The organism is Arthrobacter sp. Y3221087, assembly GCF_059089905.1.
In genome coordinates this window covers 1-18,663 of record NZ_JBNHFE010000012.1, presented here as the reverse complement: position 1 = coordinate 18,663, position 18,663 = coordinate 1, and the positions used below count along the sequence as shown (strand labels likewise).

Below are 18,663 nucleotides of genomic sequence, written 5' to 3'. Positions count from 1 at the left end.
CTCAGTTGGCCCGGGACCGGTCGGCATCCAGGGGGAGGCTGACGGTGACGGTGGTACCGGCGCCCAAAGTGGACGCCACGTCTATTTTCCCCCCATGCCGGGCCACGATGTCCTTGGTGATGGCCAGCCCCAGGCCTGTCCCCGGGATCGCCCCGGACATGGCGTTGGACGCACGGTAGAACCGGGTGAACACGTGGTCGATTTCGTCGCTGGAGATGCCGATGCCGGTATCCGCCACGCTGACCGTTGCCCAGCGGGTTCCGTCCTCGGCGGCGTGCGACTCGCTGCCCACCTCGATCCGTCCGCCGCTGGGGGTGAACTTGATGGCGTTGGACACCAGGTTGGTGAAAACCTGCTGCAGCTGCACCTCGTCGGCCAGGATCTCCGGGTCCTCCGGCACCGGGTCCACCTCGATGGTCACGTTCTGCAGCTTGGCCAGCGGCCGCAGTGCCGCCGCCACCAGGTCAAGGGTCTGCCCCAGGCGCACGGGGGTGAAATGCATCAGGCTGTCATCCAGGCCATTGCGGGAAACGCTCAGCATGTCCTCGATCAGTGACCGGAGCCGCTCCGTGTTCCGCACCACGATGTCAAGCATCTGGTGGACCTCGGGGGAAACGGGTTGCTCGGTGCTTTCCTGGATCATGTCCAGGTACGCCATGATCGATGTCAGCGGCGTGCGCAGCTCATGGTTCACGGTAGCCAGGAAGTCCGTCTTGGCCTTGTCCAGCTGCTGGAGCTGCTTGACCACTTGCTGCTGGCTGCTGATCAGGTGGCTCTGGATCAGCCCGTAGGCAGCGTTGCCTGCCACATGCTGGATCAGGCCAAGCTCCGCCCGGGACCACTGGCGTGGCCGGTCACGCATGACAATCCAGATGATCCCGAGCGAGGAACTTCCTTCGCCGATGGGCACCGCGAGGGTGGAGAGCGTGCTGTAGATGCCCGACGCCGTTCCCCCACCTTCGCCTGTCCGCCGCCCGTCGCCAGTTGGTTCGTCCGTTTCGGGTCCGTACGAGGACATGGTTTCCGCGCCGGCCCACAGGAGGTCCGCCGTCCGGTGCGCCTCTTCGCCGTCCGGCAGGGCACCGTCAGGCAGCGGCTGCAGCCCAGGAGCGTCCCAGGCGGCGGTGATGCGTGGAACCCGCTCGTCCTCGAAAGTGGCCAGCAGGACATGGTCGGCTTTGAAAGTCCGGCCGAAGCCTGCCACCACGTGGTTCGCGATCTCCTGGGGATCGTTGGTGGCGCGGACAGCCGCGGATACCAGCCGGAGCTGTTCGCGCAGTGCCTCGGCCCGCTGCCTGGACGCGCTCCGCCTGGCTACCAGGTCGATCAGGGCCGAAGTCCGGTGGACCAGCTCCCGCGGGGCGGGCGGCTTGGTAATGCAGTCGTGGATACCGGAGGGGCGGGCGGAGGTTTCGGCGGGATTGTCCAGGTCCACCATCAGCAGGACGGGAGCTTCGGCGTCAATGGCAGGAAGCAGCGACGCGTCGGCGACGATGACTGTCGGTTTGCTGTCCTCCAAAAGTGCTGCCAGCCCCGGTGCGTCCGCCGCTGAAGCCACGCAAAAGCCCGCCTCCTGCAGTGCGGAAGCGTTCCGCGCGAGCCGTACAGCGTCGGGGTCTGCCACCACGGCGGTGCGTGGCACGCGCAAGTCACCCGGCGTATCAGCCGCCACAATGACCCCTTCCCTCCCAGTTGAGTACATTGTAGGGGGATGCGGGACTCGTGGCTCCAGAAAAACCATGTGGAGGGACAAAGTGACGGACCAGCCGGAAGGATCCACCAAGGGAGACCTGAGCCTGGATGAGGACGGGATCCTTCAATTGCGGTGGCCGCGCGGCGCCTCAATCAGCGAGGCCGACGCCGAGAACGCCATGGGCAGGGTCAATGACCTGTGCGGCGAGAGCAGGCGGCCCATGCTGGTGGACATGGCGACGACGGAACGGGTAAGCCGGGGCGCTCGTGCAGTGTTCGGCCGGCCGTGCCAGGCCTCCCGCATTGCGCTGCTGGGTTCCTCACCCGTTGACAAGGTGATGGCCAACTTCGTCCTGGGAGTCAGCAAGCTTCCGTGCCCCACCCGGTTCTTCACCTCCAGGCAGGACGCCATGGCATGGCTGAGGCTCGACGGCGGCCAGTCAGCCTGACGCCCGCTCATGGTTGGCGGGCGGCGAAAGGGAGGCTCCGGCGTCGTAAAATCGGTCCTGCCCGCCCGGCAAAAACGTGCGATTTGTGCTGTGGGACATATATTTGACCGGTGTCCTCCCGAGCGAAGTCCTCACCCGTCAAGTCGGTACTGTCTGCCCTGCGGAAGTACATGCTGATTCCCAAGCTTGTCCGGCTTTCCCGCTCGGCCCCCAAGGACCGGCCGCTTGCGTGGGACCGGTACTGGGCAGGCATCAGGGCAACTGGTGCAGGTGGTGAGGTCCTGTGGGATGCCGGCACGGACGACGAATTCCTCGGTTACAAGGATGTCCTCCTCCGCCACCTGGACCCGGCGCTCCCTGTGGTGGACGTTGGGTGCGGGCACGGCAGCTTCACCCGTGCGCTGGCGGGTATCTTCCCTGAGGCCGTCGGCGTGGACGTTTCCGAACACGCTGTCCGGCGGGCAGCGACCGATTCCCAGGAGATCGGGAACGTCCGGTTCGAGACGCGGGACATGACCGCGCCGGGAGCCGAAAAGGGCTTCGAGGGCGGCGCGAACGTCTTTATCCGTGGCGTCCTCCACGTCCTTGACCCCGGGGACCAGGCGGCCCTGGTCGAAAATCTCCGCCTCATCACCGGAAACCGGGGCACCCTGTTCCTGGCTGAGACCAACTTCCAAGGCAAGGCGGTGGATTACGTGTCCCACCTGGGCGCCACCATGCAGGGCATTCCCGCACCGCTTGAACGTGCCATTAGGGGCCTGCCAATGCCCGGACACTTCGGCCCTGAGGAGAGGCAGCAGGTACTGCCCGCCGCATCCTGGGAGCTGCTGGAGGACGGCGAGGTAGCCATCGAGACCAATCCTGCAACCGGTGTAGACGGGCGAAGCCGGGTACCCGGGTACTACGCGGTGCTGCGGCCGCGGGATTAGCCCCGGAAAAGCCGGTCCTTCCACGGTTGTGGAAAGCCGCTGAAACCACTCCATCCCCTTGACACGGGGCCGGATCGGGAGGCTACATAATAAGTAGACTTACTAGTTCCAGCCTCTGGGGAAAGGAAGGCCACCATGGCGGAGGACAAAGGCAACAAAACCCGGGACGCGGACACCGGCCGGGACGAGCAGGACCTGGGTGCTGGGCCGGACGGCGGGAAAATCCGCCAGGGCCCGGAATCGTCCAAGTCGCTCAAGTACTCCCAGGAGGTCACCTCGCCGGAGGATGAGCCGGAACGCGAGGGCCGCAGCCTGGCCACCACGCACCATGAGGTCATCCGGCAGTGGGCGGAGGAGCGCAGCGGCGTGCCGGCCACCGTTGAGGGCACCGAACACGGCGACCACCTGGGTGTGCTGCGGATCGACTTCGGCGGGGACAATGACAAGCTCCGCCACATCAGCTGGGACGAATGGTTTGAGACCTTCGACTCCCGGCGCCTCAATTTCATCTATCAGGAACAGCGTAGCGACGGGCAACAATCCACTTTCTTCCGGCTGGAAAACCCCAACCGGGAAGACGCCTAAGCCGCACCGGCGCCCCTAATCGTTTCAGCAGCACCGGAGCACATCCGGCGCCACTTCGGCGACCGCGGACGCACTACCACCAGGAACCAACAATGCGAGAACTCATACCATCAGGCTCCCTCCGGGGCATGCTGCTGCCACCCACCTACGGAAGCCACGTCACGGAATCCACCGAATTCACCGTCCTGTCCGTCGAGATCTGGGCCACCGGGCTGGTGGTCAATATCCAGATGGCGTCCGAAGGGGGTCCGCAGCCGAACATCATCCTGCAGGACCACTTTGGCACCGAGTACAGATTCAAGAACTCGGCGATCCTGGGATCGCGGAACCTGCAGGTCTTCACCCCCTCCGTGCCGCCAGGCACCCGGAGCCTGACAGTGAGGTCCGCAGACGACACCGACCGCCCTGTGGTCACTTTCGCCGTTCCACTCATGGCCGTCAAGGACGAGCCGGACGAAGCAGCCGCGAGGCGCTACCCTCCCGAGCCGGAATTGCGCCGCCCGGCGTAATCCCCACCTTTCCAGCACCCACCACCGAAAGGCTTGCCACGATGCAGGACACCAGCAACTTTGCGCCCGCCACCGCCATCGTCACCGGATCGGACTCCGGAATCGGCAAGGCCACCGCAGTGGCCCTTGCCCGGGCGGGCATGGACGTGGGCGTCACGTGGCACTCGGACAATGCCGGGGCGGAGGAGACGGCTGAAGAGATCCGGGCCGCGGGCCGCAAGGCTGTCATCCGCCAGCTGGACACAACCGAACTCAGGTCCGCTGGGGCCGTGATCGACGAGCTCGCGGACGAGCTGGGCGGCGTGGACGTCTTCGTCAACAACGCCGGCACCGGCGAAAGCACCAAGTTCCTGGACATGGACCTGGACCGCTGGATGCAGACCCTGGACACCAACCTCAACGGCGCCTTCGTATGCCTGCAGGCCGCCGCCCGCCGCATGGTCCAGGCCGGCAGGGGCGGGCGGTTGATTGCCGTCTCCAGCGTGCACGAATTCCAGCCCCGCGTGGGTTCCTCCGCCTACGACGCGTCCAAGCACGGGCTGGGCGGGCTCATGAAAACCCTTGCCCTGGAACTGGCCCAGCACGGAATAACCGCCAACACGGTGGCGCCCGGTGAGATCGCCACACCCATGACGGGGCAGGAGGACGAGGATCCGACGGCGACGGACCGCCCGGGCGTGCCCCTGGGCCGGCCCGGCGATGCGCGGGAGATTGCAGCCGTCATTGCGTTCCTGGCCTCGTCTGCCTCCAGCTACGTGAACGGGGCGGCGTGGGCTGTGGACGGCGGCATGCTCCAGATGGGGCCGCAGGCCGGTTCGCACATCACCAGCCACGAGTGGCGCGAGGGATAGGTACTGCTGTTCGTGTTACGGCAGGGTAAGCGCTTTCCCCCGCGTTGCTGGCATGATGGAGCCCATGCGCATCCTTATTGCTCCGGATAAGTTCAAGGGCTCCTTGACGGCTGCCGAGGCCGCAGCGGCCATGGCGGAAGGGGCCCTGCGGGTTTACCCCGACGCCGTGGCCACCCAGTTCCCGATTGCCGACGGCGGCGAGGGCACCCTGGAGGCGGCAGTTGCTGCCGGCTACGAGGAACGCCTCAATGCCGTGGTGGGGCCCATCCTCGCCCCGATTGGCGCCCCCTGGGCCATCCGGAAGTCCGGTGACGGCACGGTTACCGCCGTCATCGAAACCGCGCAGGCCTCTGGCCTGGCGGACATGGAGCCCACTCCAGACAATGCCCTCCGCGCGCACAGCTACGGGTGCGGCCAGCTCATCGCTGCAGCCCTGGATGCGGGCGCCACGGAGATTGTGCTCGGGCTGGGCGGCTCCGCGATGACCGACGGCGGCAGCGGCGCCCTGCGGGCCCTCGGCCTCAAGCCGCTGGACTCCGCCGGCAACGTTGTGCCGCTCGGTGGCGGCTCCCTCGCCGACGTCGTCGCGCTGGATACCAGCGCGCTGGACCCGCGCCTTGCAGCCACCACTTTCCGCATCGCCGTGGACGTCCGAAACCCCCTCTTCGGCCCGGAAGGGGCCGCCCATGTCTTCTCACCGCAGAAAGGCGCGGACCAGGACGGCATCGAACTGCTCGACGCCGGGCTCCGCAACTGGGCCTCGGTGCTGCGGGAGGCAACCGGCCGGGACGTCAATGTTCCGGGCGCGGGTGCCGCGGGCGGGTTCCCGGCGTCGTTCCTTGCCTTCACCGGTGCCGCGCTGGAGGGTGGCTTCGCGCTGGTGGCCGGACTCACCGGACTGGCCGACCAGCTGTCCGGCGCCGACCTGGTGATCACCGGCGAAGGGTCCATGGATTCGCAGTCCCTCACGGGCAAGGCTCCCATCGCGCTCGCCGACGCGGCTCGGGAGAAGGGCATTCCGGTGATCGTCGTGGCGGGCCGGATCCTGGTGACCCTCGAGGACCTTGCCGGGCACGGCGTGGTGGCCGCGGCGCAGTTGCTGGATGTGGCCTCCAGCCCGGCAGACGCCGTCGCCAATGCCGGAAAATACCTGGCCTGGGCAACAAGCCAGGTGCTCGAAGGAGCCTAAGTTCCGCAGTTGCCCGGCCGGGGCTTGGGCTGCTTCAGTGCGCCCCCACCCGCAGCGCGTGGTCAACGGCCGCCCCGGCACCCCCGGTCCAGGGCTCCCCGTGGCCCGGGAGCACAGTGTCGACGCCGGTAGCCGCCACTGCATGCAGCGATGAGAGTGCCTGCGTGGTGTCCTTCGTCGCCGCCGAGGCCACAATCTGCGGCCCCCGGTTGCCGGTGTAAGGGTCCAGGGTCACCAGGGCGTCGCCGCTGAAGACAGCATTCCGGCCGGGCAGGGACAGGATGCAGTGCCCGTCCGTGTGGCCGGGAGTGTAGACCGCCATGGGCCGGCCCGGGACGTCCAGCGCATCGCCGGCGCGCAGCGGGCGCGTGCTGGAGACACCCTTGACCTTCAGGGCCCCGGCTGCCGCCATGCTTCCAAGGAGCGGCAGGGACCGGGGATGGGCAAAGGGGTAGAGGAACCTGTTGCGCTGGGGCTTGTACCGGTAGGGGTGGGCCGCCAGGTGCGAGTCGCCGGGATGGACCAGCACCGGGACGTCCCACTCCTGCTGCGCCCGAACGGCGAACCCCACATGGTCAAAGTGGCCATGCGTCAGCACCAGGGCCTTGATGTCCTCCGGGCCGCGGCCCCGGTCCTCAAGCAGCTGCAGCAGCATGGACCACATGGCCGGCAGGCCGGCGTCCAGCAGGGTAAGTCCCTCGTCATCCTCGATGACATAGCAGTTGACGTGGGCCTGCGTGATGAGGTGGATCCCGTCCGCCACGTTGGGCCTGATCATGGAGCTCCCCCCAAACAAACGTGCCTGGATCGCGCCCATCAGCCGACGATGGTGGTGTTGCGGCGGCGGCGCCAGATCAGGATCAGGACCAGGACCACCACAGCAATGGCGCCAATCACCCAAGGCGCCCAGTCCAGCCGGGTGGCCTCATTCTGCGCGGACTCGCCCGTTCCGGGGTTGGCCGGGCCGCTGGAGGCGGTGTCGCCGGGGGACGGCGTGGGGGTGTTGCCGGCCGGCGCCAACACCCCTCCGGAGAATTCCGTGCCTGCCTGGATGACGCTCTCCTGGCTGGCGGGCGCTGCTGCCGGGGACGCGCCGGCCGGCAGGGCCGGGACAACCAGGAGCAGCAGGGCAAGGAGGACGGTTTTCGCAATGGTTCGCATGGATTCCTCTCGTTCGAGCCGGCTCAGGCGCCGGTCTCGTAGTGTGGTTCAGCAACGGGTTTGGACTCGGGCGAGCCCTTCTCCCGAAGGTAGACGGACGCACCCACCAGGACGGCGATGGCCAGGAACTCGCTCTGCCAGTTCTGGAAGGACTCGAACCAGAAGCGGCTGGTCCCGATGTATTGCAGGAACGTGGCCGTGGCCTGGCCATGGCCTTGCTGTTCCTCGCTGTACGTTGCGGCTCCGGACAGGATCATCCCGCCAAAGAAGATGAGGAACAGTGCCAGGTTTGCGAGCAGCAGCCCGTGCTCTTTAGCCCATTTCGCCATCGCTGCTTCTTTCGGTAGCGGTTTTGCCGTTCGCCGCGGCGCGCCTGTTTAGGTGCAGGGGGACATAGACCAGCAGGACCAGCAGTACGCCCAGCAGCGCGCCTCCTGCGGTGAAGCCGGCGGAGCGGTTCAGCGTTACGTCGAAGACCAGCGCCGCCGTCCCGGTGCTCAGGAGGGCAACGCCGCCCAAGGCGATTTTGGTGATGGTGTCCGCGCTTGAGACGAGGGTTTCCTTGAGCCGCTTGCGGAAGAGGCGCCGGTGGACGCTGACAGGGAGGAGGATGAATGCCGTGGTCAGGGCTGCAATCACCACGTTGACCAGGTACAGGTTCACCTGGAAATCGTCCAGGTCCTCAAACCGCTCCTGGAAGGGGAGTGTGAGCAGGAAACCTGCCAGGATCTGGACGCCGGTCTGCAGCACGCGGAGTTCCTGCAGGAGTTCCGCCCAGTTTCGGTCCAGTTGTTCCTCGCGGGTCTCGTTCCGCCCCGTTCTGCCGGTGTAGTCCTCCACCTCTGACATTGCCTCTCCTTCCTGCGACAGCCAGGCCTTGGTCCCTTTCTACTCCCCAGATACCCAGAAACAAGGCAAGCATTGCGTCCCGACCATCATTTGATAAGTTTACTGATTATTCGTACCAATCGGTGGACTTGTTCCTCCGGCCGGGATAGCTTCGAATGGCCGGTGCTCCGGCAAGGCCTTTCGAGACCGGCACAGCGGAACCGAAACAGGGAGCGGACTATGAGCGGCAGTGACAAACAGACAGACCAGCCAAAGGACCCCCGGGGCGGCTACCACGCGGGCCCGTTCCCGGAACAGGAACAAAAGCAGCCCGGCCTCACGGCGCCCATGGACCCCAAGCCGGACCACGGCGAGCTCAGCTATGAGGGGCATGGAAAGCTGGAGGGAAAGGCCGCACTCATCACCGGCGGCGATTCCGGGATCGGCAAGGCAGCGGCCATCGCGTTCGCCCGCGAGGGGGCCGACGTCGCTATCTCCTACTTGCCCGAGGAGGAGGACGATGCCCAGGACACAGCCGACTGGATCCGGAAGGCGGGCCGGCGCGCCCTGCTGTTTGCCGGTGACGGGCGGGAGGAAGAGTTCAGCACCCGGATCGTGGAGGAAACGGCGTCCGAGTTCGGACGCCTGGACATTGTGGTGCTGAACGCGGCTTACCAGAAGAACCGCGAAAGCCTTGAGACCCTGCCCACGGAGGAATTCGACCGGGTCTTCAAGACCAACCTCTACTCCCTGCTGTGGAGTGCCCGGGCGGCCGTGCCCCACCTGAAAGCCGGCGCCTCCATTATCACCACTGCATCGATCCAGGCATTCAACCCCTCGCCCGGCCTGATCGACTACGCCATGACCAAGGCCGCGCAGGTTGCGTTCACGAAGGCCTTGGCGCAGGAACTTGGCCCCAAGGGTATCCGGGTCAACGCGGTGGCCCCCGGCCCCATCTGGACGCCGCTGATTCCCGCCACCGAATGGCCTGACAAGCTTCCCAAGTTCGGCCAGGACACGCCCCTGGAACGCGCGGGCCAGCCCGCCGAGTTGGCGGCTGCCTACGTGCTGCTGGCCTCCGAGGACGGATCCTACATTTCAGGGGCCGTACTTCCGGTGACCGGCGGCAAGGGACTCTGAGCAGACGCCAGGAGCCAGGCCCCAAGACCCTTTCAAACCGCAATCCCAACAGGAGGAACCATGACGGAAAACCAGCAGGCCCGGCCCGAGTCGGATCCTGGCGGCTACGGAACCCCGACCGCCGAGCAGGAAATGGGCGGAAGCCAGGGCGCAGGCGGCACACCCGCCGGCAGCCAGGCAGCAGGCGGCGCCGACACCAACGAGCCGCAGGGCGGGGCCGGAACGGAGCCTGTTCCGCACGACATGGACCTGCCCTCCAGCGCCGCGGAGATCGACGAGTCCAACGATGATTCGCAGGGCTCTGCGCCGGTCTCTTCCGAGTCCGGCCAGGAAGCGGCCGGCATCCCGGACGGCAGCGGCAACGACCTTCCGCAGGAGAAATCTCCCAAGGACGATGGCGGCGAGAGCTTCGACGCCGGCTGATCCCACGTGAACGCGGCCTGCGCGAAGACAGCCGCACAGGCAAAGGCCCCCGTCCCCGTTCCTCGAGGCTTCGAGATGCGGGGACGGGGGCCTTGCCGTGCCGCCGGCATACATGCCCGCGGTCTGGGTAAGAACATTCGGAACCCTTTCACCAGTTGCCGGCACTGTCCGCCGGCACTAGGAGGAACTGTGAGCAGGAGATCGTCAGAACAGTGGGCACGCCCGGCAGGCCTGCCCGGCCAGGTACCCGTCGACGTACTGGTGCCAACCTGCAACCGCCCGGCTGAGCTCGCTGTTACCCTCGCCGGGCTCGCCGGACAGGCTGACCCCGCGTTCGCCGTCGTCATCAGCGACCAGTCCACCGGGGACCCGGGATGGGAGCATCCCGCCGCTGCCGCCATGGTCCGGGTCCTGGAGGCGCAGGGGAGGCCGGTCACGCTGCTCCGCCACCTGCCGCGGCGCGGGCTGGCCGAACACCGCCAGTTCCTGCTGGAGCAGTCCAAGGCGGACCAGTGCCTCTTCCTTGACGACGACGTCTGGCTGGAACCGGGTGCCCTGGAGCGGCTGAGCGCGGCGCTGGATGAGCTCGCGTGCGGCTTCGTGGGAATGGCGCCCCAGGGGCTGTCCTACCTGAATGACAGGCGCCCGGACCAAACCGCCAATTTCGAAGCCTGGGAGGGGCAGGTAAGTGCGGAGCGCATCCGCCCCGGCGCCCCCGGCTTCGAGCGTTGGCCGCTCCACAGCGCAGCCAACCTCAGCCACCTGAGTGCCGAGTTGTCCCTGCAGCCCGGCCAGTGGGTGCCGTACCGGGTGGCGTGGCTGGGTGGCTGTGTGCTCTACCGGCGGGAAGCATTGAACGACGCCGGCGGGTTCACGTTCTGGACGGACCTGCCGGTTGACCACGCGGGGGAGGACGTCCTGGCCCAGTGGCAGGTCATGGAGCGGTTCGGCGGGGCCGGCATTTTGCCGTCGGGGGCAGTCCACCTGGAGTCACCCACGACGGTGACGGACCGGCGCGTGGAGGCCTACGACGTGGTGCTGAACCGGGAATCGGCGTAGATCAGCAGGGCGAACCAGGCCACGGTCAGGACCCAGTAAGAGTCGCCGTCCAGCAATAAGTCCAGCAATAAAGAGTTAAAAGAATCCGGCCCCGGTGGCGTCCACCGGGGCCGGAGTCGATCGGCTATTTCTTCTCGTTGTCCACCACGGAGCTGCCGCCCGGGCAGGCTTCAGGGTCGGGGCATGTTTCGGCGCAATCGTGTTTGGTCACGAGCTCGAACTGGGCGCCGCCGTGCTGCTCCACACCGGTGCGGATGGCCCGCTCCACCACCGACGTCGCCAGTCGGCGGTGCAGGGCGAGGGGATCCCGGCGCAGGTCCTTGGCCAGGGCGAAGCACAGCAGCAGCATGACGATGATGAACGGCAGGGCCGCCACAATGGTGATCCGCTGCAGGCCGGACAAGGCCTCAGCGGGCTCGTCACCGCCCGCCAGCAGCATGACCGCAGCCACCGCACCGGTCAGCGTTCCCCAGAAAACGATCACGCCGCGGTTGGGCTCGGTCGAGCCATTGGAACTGAGCGAACCCATGACAAGGGAGGCGGAGTCCCCACTCGTGACGAAGAAGATCGTGATCAGCAGCATGGCCAGCGCGATGACGGCCGTGATGGCCCAGACCGGCAGGGGCAGGTGCTTGATCAGTTCGAACAAGCTGCCGTTGAAATCGACGGCGAGTGCGCCGTCGACGAGCTTCGCAACGCCACCGTCCGGGTTGCCGGACGCGGCTGCTACTTGCTGGAGGTTGATGGCCGTCCCACCAAAGATGCCGAACCAGGCGATGCTGACGACACTCGGGACCAGGATCACGCCGGTGACGAACTGGCGGATGGTGCGGCCGCGGCTGATCCGGGCGACGAACAGGCCCACGAAGGGCGTCCAGGAGATCCACCATGCCCAGTAGAAGATGGTCCAGCCGGACATCCAGGTGCGCAGGGCTTCGTCGCCGACGGCCTCGGTGCGGGACGACATCTCGGCCAGGTCGCGGACGTAGTCGCCGACGGCGGACGGGATGAGGTTAAGGATGAACAGCGTGGGGCCGGCGACGAACACGATGAGTGCCAGGGTGACGGCCAGGACCATGTTGATGTTGGAGAGCCACTGGATGCCGCGGCTGACGCCGGATACGGCGGAGGCCACGAAGCAGAAGGTCAGGATGGCCACGATCACCACAAGGATGGGGGTGCCGATCTCGCCGGCCCAGCCGTTGGACGTGAGGCCGCTGCCGATCTGCAGCGCGCCCAGGCCCAGGGACGCGGCGGTGCCGAAGAGGGTGGCGAAGATGGCCAGGATGTTGATGAACTTGCCGATGGGGCCCTCGACGGCGCGCACGCCGAAGATCGAGGTGAAGGCCGCAGAGATGAGTTGGCGGCGGCCAAGACGGTAGGTGCCGTAGGCGAGAGCGATGCCGACCACGGCGTACATGGACCAGGGATGCAGGGTCCAGTGGAAGATGGAAGTCGCCATGGCTGTCTGGATTGCTTCGGGGGTCTGGCCGTCCACGCTGCCTGGCGGGGGCGAGATGTAGTGGTAAAGCGGTTCCGCCACACCGTAGAACATCAGGCCGATGCCCGTGCCGGCAGCGAACATCATGGAGATCCAGGAAATCGTGCGGAACTCCGGCTTCTCGCCGTCCTTGCCCAGCGGGATGTTGCCGAACTTGCCCAGCGCCAGCCACAGGACGAAGACCACGAACAGCGAAGCCAGGAGCATGAAGAGCCAGCCCGTGTACTCCATGACCCAGTTCAGGGCTGCCGTGGACGTAGTGGACAGGCTGTCCCGACCCGTGAAACCCCAGATCACGAAGGCGACTGCGGCGGCGCCTGTGATCCCGAAGGTGACCTTGTCCAGGACGAGCTTGCGGTTGCGGCGCTGGGAGACAGCCTGCTCGGTTTTGCTCTGGCGCAGTTCCTCGAGGATTTGCTCGTACTCCTCGTTCTCCTGCGGGAGGGTAGTTTCGGCCTCGGCGGGGTCTGTGGGGGACGCCGTGGCGGAGTCCGGAAGGGCGGGATCGGTCAGCGGGTCTGTGCCTGCTGCCGGTTTCTTGGGTTGGGGAGATTTTGTTTCACTGTTGATGGCCATGAGCGGGTCCTTTGCTCGGCGAGTCATGGGCTTGCGATTTGGCGTGGAGTATCAAGCCGGAGAGTCCCGTGGGAAGGCTTGGGGGGCAGGCCTTGTGCATGATGCACCTCTTAGGTTGAGAAACGTGGTCGCATTCGGGCCGGTGGCCCTTTGGGGAGGTGTTCCGCATGAGTCAACAGAACTCGCGCTAAGCAACAGAGTGAATCACGCCACATTTAAAGTCAAGGTATTTCATCGCATGACGAGGGTCTCTTGACAGTTGCCGTGGCGTGCGTCACACTGTTGCTTATCGTGCGCCGCGTTGCGCAAGCAGCTACGAGGCACCCCAGTACAGCAGGCTGCGCTAGGCAATGCTTTCCTGCCGCACCGCCGTCGCTGGCCGTCCCACCCGTTCCCGGCCGGCGTAGACGTTGAAGCTGTGGCCCCTGCTGAAGCCCACAAGGGTCACGCCCGTTTCGGCAGCCAGGTCTGCCGCCAGGCTGGAGGGTGCGCTGACCGCGGACAGGACCGGAATCCCCGCCAGCGCGGCCTTTTGGACGAGCTCGAAGGATGCGCGCCCGGAGACCTGCAGCACGGTGCCGCGGAGCGGCAGCTGCCCCCGCCGGAGGGCCCAGCCCACCACCTTGTCCACGGCGTTGTGGCGGCCAACATCCTCGCGGAGGCACAGCAGCTCCGCGTCCGGGCCGTCAACCCTGAACAGGCCGGCAGCATGGACGCCGCCGGTCTTGTCGAATACGGCCTGCGCTTTCCGCAGCCTGTCCGGCAGGCCCGCCAGGACGTCGACAGGGACCTGCAGGCCGTCCTGTTCCGGGTGGAAATGGATAGCCTTGCGGACCGCGTCGATTGACTCCGTCCCGCAGATGCCGCACGAGCTTGAGGTGTATACGTGCCGCATGGTGTCCGGCATTGGTACGTCCGGCGCCAGCTGGGCATCCACCACGTTGAAGGTCTGGGTTTCCCCGTTCCTGCCTGCGCAGAACCGCAGTGAGACCAGGTCCGCCTGGCGCCGGATGACGCCTTCCGAGACGAGGAAGCCCGCCACCAGGTCGAAATCGTCTCCCGGCGTGCGCATGGTGACGGCGAAGGAGCGGCCGTTGAGGCGGATCTCCAGCGGTTCCTCGGCGGCCAGGACATCTTCCTTGTGCCGCACCGGGTACTCGGTGTCTGACCCATCCAGATGGAAGCGGTGGATTTTGCGGCGCTGGGTCATGCGGGTCATGGTGTGCTCCATCCTTGGGGGTTCGTGCCGGTAAGCAAGGCCGGGGCCGGGGTCCAGGGAAGCGGAAGTACCGGGACGGGCTGCCCCGCGTCCACGCCGTCCGGCGGCACCACCATGACTCCGTCCGCCCAGGCGAGCCCCCGCATCATGCCCGGGCCCGTGTGCTGGACAGGAAACGCCAGCCCCGACAGGAACCTGCAGGGGACCAGGCGGGTCCGGCCCGGGTCCGGTGCCATATCGCTGCCGGACAGCACGTCCGTCGCGGCGGGCAGCGGGCGGCCCGCCAGTGCGGCGAGCAGCGGCGCCCCCACAGTCAGGAGCGCCATCATAGCCGCCAGGGGATTACCCGGCAGCCCGGCCACAAACCGCCCGTCCGGGAGTTCGGCCAGGACGGCAGGGTGGCCGGGGCGCATGGCGATGCCGTCGAGCAGGATGCGGCCGCCCAGGCAGCCAATGGCGGCGCGGAAATGGTCTGTACCGGACCGTCCGGTCCCGCCTGTGGTGATGATGACATCGGCCTGCCCGCCGTCAGGCGCACTGGCGGCGTCGAGGGCGGACAGCCACTCGTCAAAGGAATCGCCGATCCTTACGGGACTGCCGGCAATGCCGCCCAGCTGCGAAAGGACTGTGCCCAGCTGCGGTCCGAAGGTATCCCTGACCTCGCCCGCCGCCGGGACTCCCTGCGTCACCACTTCGGAACCGGTGAGCACGACGGCGACCGACGGCCGGGCCCGGACCTGGACTTCATCGTGCCCCGCCACAGCGGCCAGGGCGATGCGTGCCGGGTTCAGGACGGTGCCGGCGGGCAGCAGCACATCGCCCGCCAGCGCCTCCTCGCCAGCAGGACGGATGTGTTGTCCGCGGCGCGGTTCATCCGGCCGGGCGCCGGGACCGACGGTGAGGAGCATGCTCCCGGAGGGCCCGGTGACCACCTCGCCGCTCTCCTTGCGCAGGATGGCCTGGGCACCGGCAGGGACTAGGCCGCCGGTGGCAATGACCCTGGCATGGTTGGGTGCAAGGCGACCGTGCGCTGCCAGGCTCGGGTACGCCGGCGGCTGCTCCGGATTGGGAAGCAGCCAGGGGCCTGTACCGTTGACGGCCCAGCCATCCATGGCCGAGGACGCGTAATGCGGCAGGTCCTGCAACGCCGTGACGTCGCGCTGCTGGACCCGTCCGTCAGCGTCCGCCAACGGGACCCAAACGGGCGGAAGCGGCCGGGCACACTCGTACGCCAGCTGCCGGGCCTCGGCCCAGGAGGGGGCCGCATGGCAGGGCTGTGCGTGGGCGGCCGGCGGACCGGCCTCAGTTTCAGAGGTGAGCATCGTTGCTCCTTCCCTTTCGGATGGATGCCGGAACCGGCCGGGGTACGGCAATGGCCCCGTTATCCGAAAACGGTGCTTCGATGAGGAATACCTCCCCAGGTTTTAGGCCCACCGAAGCACCAGTTACGGATAACGGGACCATCAGGCCCGTGTTGATTGGGTTTATCTGCCCATCGTTCCTTCCGCGGCTGCCCTAGCCCGCAGCTTCAAGGACGAGGGCCGGCGACTGTTGCCGCGCCGCCTCCACCGTGTGGAGGAGCAGCAGCGCCGTGGTGACCGAACCCACGCCGCCCGGGACGGGGGTGAGGGCGGCAGCTACGCCGCTGACACTTGCCTCATCAACGTCGCCCACCAGGGAACCGTCGGGAAGGACGTTCGTGCCGACGTCGACCACTACGGTCCCGGGGGAGACGTGGCTGCCGGTCAGCAGGCCAGTCCGCCCTGCCGCGACCACCACCACGTCCGCCTCCTTGGTGTACTTCCCAAGCGGTCCGGACCTGGAGTGGCAGACCGTGATGGCGGCGTCACGTGCCAGCAGGAGGAGGGAGAGCGGCTTCCCCACCACGGCAGAGCGGCCTACAATCACGACGTTCCGGCCTGCCACCGGGATTGCGTAGTGGTCAAGGATTTCGACGACGGACCGCGCGGTGGCGGGTGCGAAAGCCGGCTGGCCCACCGCCAGGCGCCCCAGGCTGAGCGGGTTCGCGCCGTCGATGTCCTTTTCGGGCGCGATGAGTCCCACGAGGGAATCCGTGCGCACGCCGTCCGGCAGCGGCGTCTGCAGGATGATGCCGTTCACCGACGGTTCAGCGCTCAGGTCCCGCAGGACACTGGCCAGGACCTGTTCGGTGGCGTCGTGCCCGAGGTCGATGATCCGGCAGCCAATTCCAGCACGTTCGGCTGCCCGCTCAATTGAACGGACGTACCACTTGGTCGACTCGTCGTCGGTGGCCATGACCACGGCCAGGACGGGACGGACGCCGTCGTGCTCCAGGGACTTGATGTCCTGCTGGACCCGTTGCCCGATGATCCCGGCAAGCTCCTTGCCGGACAGGGTGGCAGTAGTCAATGGAGGATCCTTTCACGTACGCGGGCTACGAGGGAGTCGGCGGCGAGCACCACTTTGTCCTCGAGGCCGTCCGTTTCCTGGGCGAGCTGTGCACGCGCACCGGGGTCCTTGACGGCCACCACATTGATGTCGATATTGACCCGTGCGGTGGTTGCCGCCGCACGGGCGGCATCGGCGGCGGCGGCAACATCGCTGATCACGTTGGGATTGGCCACTTCGAACAGCTCGGTTGCGAGCTCCACCACGGACCCAGCAACACCGATAAGGTTTGCCGGTGTCCTGGCTGCCTGGACGAGGGCGTCCTGGATGGTGGCGGCACGGGCCGCCTTGAGCTCCGCTGATTCCGAGGGGAGCTTGTAGGCATCGATGACTCCCTGGAAGGCAGCTTCATCTGCATCCGCCAGGCCCAGTGCTTCGAGCACCAGACCCTCGGCGGCTTCCGTGACGCGCTGCACCAGGGCCGCGTGCTGCTCATATTTCGCGCCGGTGGAGTAGCGGGCCACCATTGCCACAAGGGCAGCGCCCTGGGCGGCGTGCAGCGCGGCTGCCGCGCCGCCGCCCGGGGTGGGCTGGCGTGAAGCCAGCCGCGTGAGGTAGCTGCTGATGGTCTCCGAGCCGATGGTTGCGGTCCCGGCCGTTTCCGTTCCGGTCATGGCTTAGCCCCTGAGCCTGGTCATGGTGGGGTCGTAGAGGGGGTCTTGGGTGATGGTGGCGGGGATGCGGCGGCCGAAGTATTCGATTTCGACGGAGTCGCCGATGGAGACTTCGTTGGGGAGGTAGGCGTAGGCGATGGGTTTTTGGACGGTGTAGCCGTACGCGGCGCTGGTGACGTAGCCGAGGGGCTGGTCTTTGTAGAAGACGGGTTCTTTGCCGAGGACGATGGAGCGGCCGTCGTTGATGGTGAGGCAGCGCAGGCGGCGGGCGGAGTTCTCTTCGGTGCGGCCTTCGAGGGCGGCTTTGCCGACGAAGTTGTCTTTGGTCATTTTGACGGCGAACCCGAGGCCGGCTTCGTAGGGGTCGTGTTCGGTGGTCATGTCGGTGCCCCAGGAGCGGTAGCCCTTTTCGAGGCGGAGGGAGCTGAACGCGGCGCGGCCGGCGGCGATGATCCCGTGGGGCTGTCCTGCTTTGAAGAGCGCGTCCCAGAGGCGCTGGCCGTTGTCGGCGCTGGTGTAGAGTTCCCAGCCGAGTTCGCCGACGTAGGACAGGCGCATGGCCGTGACGGGTACGCCGCCGATGACCACGTTTTTGGAGCGGAAGTATTTCAACCCGTCGTTGGTGAAGTCGTCGCTGCTGACCGCGCCGACTACTTCGCGGGCGAGGGGGCCCCAGAGGCCGATGCAGCAGGTCCCGCCGGTGGTGTCGCGGACCTGGACCCAGTCCTGTGGTCCGCCGGTTTGGGTTTGGTGGCGGGCGGCGCGGTCGAAGTAGGCGGTGTCGATGTTGCCGTTGGCGCCGAGCTGGAAGGTGTCCTCACTGAGGCGGGCGACGGTGATGTCGCTGCGGATCCCGCCGGCGTGGTCCAGCAGGAGGGTGTAGGTGACAGCGCCGGGCTTTTTGGACATGTCCGCGGTGGTCAGTTCCTGCAGCAGTTTCTGGGCGCCGGGGCCGGAAACCTCGAGGCGCTTGAGCGGGGTCATGTCGTACATGGCGACGGCGGTACGGGTTTTCCACGCTTCGGCCGCGGCGATGGGCGAGCTGAACATCCCGGACCAGGAATCGCGTGCCGGCGGCTGCCAGTCGGCGGGCATGTCTTTGAGGAGGTCGGCGTTGGCTTCGAACCAGTACGGGCGCTCCCAGCCGCCGCCTTCGAGGAAGACCCCGCCGAGCTGTTTGTGCCGGGCGTGGAACGGGGACACCCTCAGGTTGCGGGGGGAGAGTTTGGGCTGGAGCGGGTGCAGGACGTCGTAGATTTCGACGAAGTTCTGCTGCGAGGTCTCGCTGACGTATTCGTCGGTGAGCTGGACGTCTTCGAAGCGGTGGATGTCGCAGTCGCCGAGGTCGATGGAGGATTTGCCGTCGACGAGGAGTTCGGCGACGGCGCGGGCGATCCCTGCGGAGTGGGTAACCCAGACGGCTTCGGCGACGTAGAAGCCGTCCAGTTCCTTGGATTCGCCCACGAGGGAGCCGCCGTCGGGGGTGAAGGAGAAGATGCCGTTGAAGC

Annotated in this window: 20 protein-coding genes; 9 read left to right on the top strand and 11 right to left on the bottom strand. The window is 67.0% G+C overall.

The features are described from left to right. Nucleotide 1 precedes the first annotated feature (1 nt). Nucleotides 2-1,672, bottom strand: a complete 1,671-nt coding sequence (locus tag AC5RUO_RS19655; protein ID WP_494104411.1) for a sensor histidine kinase — start codon at nt 1,670-1,672, stop codon at nt 2-4. A gap of 82 nt (nt 1,673-1,754) precedes the next feature. On the opposite strand from AC5RUO_RS19655, the gene AC5RUO_RS19650 reads away from it, so the two are divergent. From AC5RUO_RS19650 to AC5RUO_RS19625, 6 genes are all read left to right on the top strand, one after another. Then, nucleotides 1,755-2,141 carry a SpoIIAA family protein gene (locus AC5RUO_RS19650; protein WP_494104410.1) on the top strand — a complete coding sequence of 129 codons (387 nt, stop codon included), beginning with the start codon at nt 1,755-1,757 and terminating at the stop codon, nt 2,139-2,141. 170 nt (nt 2,142-2,311) lie between these two features. Next, a complete protein-coding gene (locus tag AC5RUO_RS19645; protein ID WP_494011417.1) occupies nt 2,312-3,070 on the top strand; it encodes a class I SAM-dependent methyltransferase in 759 nt (252 codons plus the stop codon). A 135-nt stretch (nt 3,071-3,205) separates the two neighbouring features. Then, the gene (locus tag AC5RUO_RS19640) at nt 3,206-3,655 is read left to right on the top strand and encodes a Rho termination factor N-terminal domain-containing protein (protein WP_494011230.1); all 450 of its coding nucleotides are present in this window, start codon (nt 3,206-3,208) and stop codon (nt 3,653-3,655) included. A gap of 92 nt (nt 3,656-3,747) precedes the next feature. Continuing rightward, nucleotides 3,748-4,164: a hypothetical protein gene (locus AC5RUO_RS19635; protein WP_494011229.1), complete on the top strand. Its 417-nt coding sequence runs from the start codon at nt 3,748-3,750 to the stop codon at nt 4,162-4,164. A gap of 41 nt (nt 4,165-4,205) precedes the next feature. Next, complete coding sequence (locus tag AC5RUO_RS19630) at nt 4,206-5,015, top strand: SDR family oxidoreductase (RefSeq protein ID WP_494011228.1); 810 nt, start codon at nt 4,206-4,208, stop codon at nt 5,013-5,015. A gap of 64 nt (nt 5,016-5,079) precedes the next feature. Further along, the gene (locus AC5RUO_RS19625) at nt 5,080-6,204 is read left to right on the top strand and encodes a glycerate kinase (RefSeq protein ID WP_494011227.1); all 1,125 of its coding nucleotides are present in this window, start codon (nt 5,080-5,082) and stop codon (nt 6,202-6,204) included. Nucleotides 6,205-6,238: 34 nt separating this feature from the next. On the opposite strand, the gene AC5RUO_RS19620 is transcribed toward AC5RUO_RS19625, so the two are convergent. The 4 genes from AC5RUO_RS19620 to AC5RUO_RS19605 are packed head-to-tail and all read right to left on the bottom strand — an operon-like array spanning nt 6,239 to nt 8,214. Beyond that, entirely contained in the window at nt 6,239-6,982 is a 744-nt protein-coding gene (locus AC5RUO_RS19620) for an MBL fold metallo-hydrolase (protein ID WP_494011226.1), read from the bottom strand. A 38-nt stretch (nt 6,983-7,020) separates the two neighbouring features. Further along, nucleotides 7,021-7,365 carry a LuxR family transcriptional regulator gene (locus AC5RUO_RS19615; protein WP_494011225.1) on the bottom strand — a complete coding sequence of 115 codons (345 nt, stop codon included), beginning with the start codon at nt 7,363-7,365 and terminating at the stop codon, nt 7,021-7,023. Nucleotides 7,366-7,388: 23 nt separating this feature from the next. After that, a complete protein-coding gene (locus tag AC5RUO_RS19610) occupies nt 7,389-7,694 on the bottom strand; it encodes a DUF6766 family protein (RefSeq protein WP_494011224.1) in 306 nt (101 codons plus the stop codon). Next, on the bottom strand, nt 7,678-8,214 hold the full coding sequence (locus AC5RUO_RS19605) for a DUF6328 family protein (protein ID WP_494011223.1): 537 nt from the start codon (nt 8,212-8,214) through the stop codon (nt 7,678-7,680). The genes AC5RUO_RS19610 and AC5RUO_RS19605 overlap by 17 nt, the downstream gene beginning before the upstream one ends. A 219-nt stretch (nt 8,215-8,433) precedes the next feature. On the opposite strand from AC5RUO_RS19605, the gene AC5RUO_RS19600 reads away from it, so the two are divergent. From AC5RUO_RS19600 to AC5RUO_RS19590, 3 genes are all read left to right on the top strand, one after another. Further along, nucleotides 8,434-9,333: an SDR family oxidoreductase gene (locus tag AC5RUO_RS19600; protein WP_494011222.1), complete on the top strand. Its 900-nt coding sequence runs from the start codon at nt 8,434-8,436 to the stop codon at nt 9,331-9,333. Nucleotides 9,334-9,393: 60 nt separating this feature from the next. Then, nucleotides 9,394-9,756, top strand: coding sequence for a hypothetical protein (locus AC5RUO_RS19595; protein WP_494011221.1), 363 nt, complete (start codon nt 9,394-9,396; stop codon nt 9,754-9,756). Nucleotides 9,757-9,945: 189 nt separating this feature from the next. Continuing rightward, the gene (locus AC5RUO_RS19590) at nt 9,946-10,815 is read left to right on the top strand and encodes a glycosyltransferase family 2 protein (RefSeq protein ID WP_494011220.1); all 870 of its coding nucleotides are present in this window, start codon (nt 9,946-9,948) and stop codon (nt 10,813-10,815) included. A 124-nt stretch (nt 10,816-10,939) separates the two neighbouring features. Here AC5RUO_RS19590 and AC5RUO_RS19585 read toward each other — a convergent pair whose 3' ends face one another. From AC5RUO_RS19585 to AC5RUO_RS19560, 6 genes are all read right to left on the bottom strand, one after another. Continuing rightward, nucleotides 10,940-12,892 (bottom strand): BCCT family transporter, encoded by a 1,953-nt coding sequence (locus tag AC5RUO_RS19585; protein ID WP_494104409.1) that lies wholly within the window; start codon nt 12,890-12,892, stop codon nt 10,940-10,942. Between the two features lie 343 nt (nt 12,893-13,235). Next, nucleotides 13,236-14,111: a formate dehydrogenase accessory sulfurtransferase FdhD gene (gene fdhD, locus AC5RUO_RS19580; RefSeq protein ID WP_494104408.1), complete on the bottom strand. Its 876-nt coding sequence runs from the start codon at nt 14,109-14,111 to the stop codon at nt 13,236-13,238. Beyond that, on the bottom strand, nt 14,108-15,433 hold the full coding sequence (locus tag AC5RUO_RS19575) for a molybdopterin molybdotransferase MoeA (protein WP_494104407.1): 1,326 nt from the start codon (nt 15,431-15,433) through the stop codon (nt 14,108-14,110). Before AC5RUO_RS19575 ends, fdhD begins: the two co-directional genes overlap by 4 nt. 193 nt (nt 15,434-15,626) lie before the next feature. Beyond that, a complete protein-coding gene (locus AC5RUO_RS19570) occupies nt 15,627-16,502 on the bottom strand; it encodes a bifunctional 5,10-methylenetetrahydrofolate dehydrogenase/5,10-methenyltetrahydrofolate cyclohydrolase (protein WP_494011216.1) in 876 nt (291 codons plus the stop codon). Beyond that, a complete protein-coding gene (locus AC5RUO_RS19565) occupies nt 16,499-17,155 on the bottom strand; it encodes a cyclodeaminase/cyclohydrolase family protein (protein WP_494011215.1) in 657 nt (218 codons plus the stop codon). The genes AC5RUO_RS19570 and AC5RUO_RS19565 overlap by 4 nt, the downstream gene beginning before the upstream one ends. A gap of 3 nt (nt 17,156-17,158) precedes the next feature. Beyond that, on the bottom strand, nt 17,159-18,663 hold a 1,505-nt coding region (locus AC5RUO_RS19560; protein WP_494104406.1), incomplete at its 5' end, for a glycine cleavage T C-terminal barrel domain-containing protein.

Excerpts from the sequence above, each read along its gene's own strand:
- AC5RUO_RS19625 (WP_494011227.1), top strand. The coding sequence starts at position 5,080 with ATGCGCATCCTTATTGCTCCGGATAAGTTCAAGGGCTCCTTGACGGCT.
- AC5RUO_RS19640 (WP_494011230.1), top strand. The coding sequence starts at position 3,206 with ATGGCGGAGGACAAAGGCAACAAAACCCGGGACGCGGACACCGGCCGG.
- AC5RUO_RS19600 (WP_494011222.1), top strand. The coding sequence starts at position 8,434 with ATGAGCGGCAGTGACAAACAGACAGACCAGCCAAAGGACCCCCGGGGC.
- AC5RUO_RS19630 (WP_494011228.1), top strand. The coding sequence starts at position 4,206 with ATGCAGGACACCAGCAACTTTGCGCCCGCCACCGCCATCGTCACCGGA.
- AC5RUO_RS19595 (WP_494011221.1), top strand. The coding sequence starts at position 9,394 with ATGACGGAAAACCAGCAGGCCCGGCCCGAGTCGGATCCTGGCGGCTAC.
- AC5RUO_RS19645 (WP_494011417.1), top strand. The coding sequence starts at position 2,312 with ATGCTGATTCCCAAGCTTGTCCGGCTTTCCCGCTCGGCCCCCAAGGAC.
- AC5RUO_RS19615 (WP_494011225.1), bottom strand. The coding sequence starts at position 7,365 with ATGCGAACCATTGCGAAAACCGTCCTCCTTGCCCTGCTGCTCCTGGTT.
- AC5RUO_RS19585 (WP_494104409.1), bottom strand. The coding sequence starts at position 12,892 with ATGGCCATCAACAGTGAAACAAAATCTCCCCAACCCAAGAAACCGGCA.
- fdhD (WP_494104408.1), bottom strand. The coding sequence starts at position 14,111 with ATGACCCGCATGACCCAGCGCCGCAAAATCCACCGCTTCCATCTGGAT.
- AC5RUO_RS19620 (WP_494011226.1), bottom strand. The coding sequence starts at position 6,982 with ATGATCAGGCCCAACGTGGCGGACGGGATCCACCTCATCACGCAGGCC.
- AC5RUO_RS19610 (WP_494011224.1), bottom strand. The coding sequence starts at position 7,694 with ATGGCGAAATGGGCTAAAGAGCACGGGCTGCTGCTCGCAAACCTGGCA.
- AC5RUO_RS19605 (WP_494011223.1), bottom strand. The coding sequence starts at position 8,214 with ATGTCAGAGGTGGAGGACTACACCGGCAGAACGGGGCGGAACGAGACC.
- AC5RUO_RS19635 (WP_494011229.1), top strand. The coding sequence starts at position 3,748 with ATGCGAGAACTCATACCATCAGGCTCCCTCCGGGGCATGCTGCTGCCA.
- AC5RUO_RS19565 (WP_494011215.1), bottom strand. The coding sequence starts at position 17,155 with ATGACCGGAACGGAAACGGCCGGGACCGCAACCATCGGCTCGGAGACC.
- AC5RUO_RS19575 (WP_494104407.1), bottom strand. The coding sequence starts at position 15,433 with ATGCTCACCTCTGAAACTGAGGCCGGTCCGCCGGCCGCCCACGCACAG.